Source organism: uncultured Anaerococcus sp. (assembly GCF_937934665.1).
Taxonomy (GTDB): domain Bacteria; phylum Bacillota; class Clostridia; order Tissierellales; family Peptoniphilaceae; genus Anaerococcus.
In genome coordinates this window covers 1-2,173 of sequence record NZ_CALGYW010000037.1, presented here as the reverse complement: position 1 = coordinate 2,173, position 2,173 = coordinate 1, and the positions used below count along the sequence as shown (strand labels likewise).

Genomic DNA, 2,173 nt, shown 5'->3' with positions numbered 1-2,173 from the left:
TTCAACCTTTGTTTCGACTAGGTTTGTAATAAAAACTGTGGCTATGGCTATTGTTGCCTTTATCTTGGCTCTTAAGTCAAGCTTAAAATTGTCACTTATATTTTTAGTAGCAGTGCCAATCTTATTCGCCCTTTTGATGGCACTTACTACCTACGCTATTCCAAAATTTAGGAAGGCTAGGTACCAATACGATAAGCTTAACCTAGTTATAGAAGAAAACCTAAAAAACATGCGAGTAATAAAGGCATTTTTTAGGAAAAAATACGAACTTGATAAGTTTGAAGTTCAAAATGATAAAATGTTTGAATACGCGGATGGATCTCAAGGGCCAATGTCCTTTGTATTTCCCCTTGCCAATGTAATATTATTTGCAACCTTTGTAGGAATTACTTATTTTGGTGGGGTTGAAATAATAGAAGGTAGGCTTGAAGTAGGAGATCTTGTTGCCTTTAATATGTATGCAACCATGCTTTTAGGCGCCTTTATAGGGATGAGTATGGTTCTTACCATGTTTATGTCAGCATCTCCTGGTATTACAAGGGTTGTTGAGGTTATTTCTAGGACGCCTTCCATGGCTAATGATGAAAAAATCGAAGGCTTAGAATTAGAAGACGGGTCAATTGATTTTGATAATGTTTCCTTCAAATACGAGGAAGATTCAGATTCTTACCAGCTTGAAGATATAAACATTCACATAAAAAGTGGAGAGTCTATTGGTATTTTAGGTCCAACAGGTTCTTCAAAATCAACCCTAGTCCAGCTAATACCTAGACTATATGATATAAGCAAGGGAAGTCTCAAAGTAGGAAATCATCCAGTAGAAACCTATGACTTAAAAACTCTTCGTGATGATGTAGCCATAGTTCTTCAAAAAAATACCTTATTTTCAGGTACTATTGCAGATAACCTAAGATGGGGAGATGAAGAAGCTAGTATGGAGGAAATCGAGCTTGCAAGTAAGATTGCCCAGGCAGATGACTTTGTAAAAGCCCGTCACGGTGAATATGAATCAGTTCTTGGCCAGGGTGGTACAGGTGTTTCAGGTGGTCAAAAGCAAAGATTAACCATAGCCCGTGCCCTTCTTAAAAATCCTAAGATTTTAATCATGGATAACTCAACATCTGCAGTTGATACCAAGACAGAAACAGCCATAATTGACGGTATTAATAAGTTTAATAAAGACCTTACAAAGATAATTATTTCCCAAAGAGTATCTTCTTTTAAGTATGTAGACAGGATAATAGTTATGAATGAGGGAAAAATCGAAGCAATAGGTAGTCACGGCGACTTATATAAGACCAATAAGATTTATAGAGAAACAGTAGATATCCAAGAGCAAGGAGGTAAAGATGAAGAATAAATATAAAATGAATGATAAATCATATAGAAGAAAAGTTTCTTTTTCATCTATAGCAAGACTCTTATCCTACCTTTTTGCCTACAAGTGGCAGATGATTTTAATAATAATTTGTGTAATAGTATCAGCCCTTACTCAAATTTGGGGCGTCAATATGCTAAGGCCAATTATAGATAATTATATCTTAAAATCAGATGTATCTGGCCTAAAAAGAGCAAGCCTACAAATGGGAGCAATCTATGCAGTATCTGCCCTAACATCCTTTATCTATTCAAGACTAATGGTAAGGATCGGAGAGAAATCTATCAGAAACATAAGGATAGAGTTATTTGATAAGGTTCAAAAGATGCCTATATCTTTCTTTGACTCAAACAAGCACGGAGAGATTATGTCAAGGTTTACTAACGATACTGACGTTTTAAGCCAGGCTCTTGCAAACACAGTCCCAACCATAGTTAGGGCAACAATCATGCTTGTAGGTACAATCCTTGTTATGTTTAAATTAAGTTTTAACCTAACTCTTACCATGCTAGTTGGCCTTGCTATTTTACTACCAATCCTATCTAGGATTATCTACAGGTCTTCTACAGCCTTTAGGGAAGGCCAGGGCAATGTTTCAAACCTTCAAGGTTTTTCTGAAGAAAGTCTATCTGGTCAAAAGGTTGTAAAAGTATTTTCTAGAGAAGAAGAAAGTCTAGAAACCTTTAGGAATAAGTCAGAAGATGTAAGGATTGCCTTCACCCGTGCCAATATCTATGCAGGTAGGATGATGCCATTTTTAATAAATATGGTAAATATTCTTTATGCAGCAATTAC

General features: G+C 35.8%; 2 protein-coding genes. Both read left to right on the top strand.

All coding sequences use genetic code 11. The features are described 5' to 3' along the window. On the top strand, window positions 1-1,360 hold a 1,360-nt coding region (locus Q0410_RS01545; protein ID WP_299032168.1), incomplete at its 5' end, for an ABC transporter ATP-binding protein. Continuing rightward, the coding region (locus tag Q0410_RS01540; RefSeq protein ID WP_299032165.1) for an ABC transporter ATP-binding protein at window positions 1,350-2,173 on the top strand (824 nt) is incomplete at its 3' end. The genes Q0410_RS01545 and Q0410_RS01540, both read left to right, overlap by 11 nt.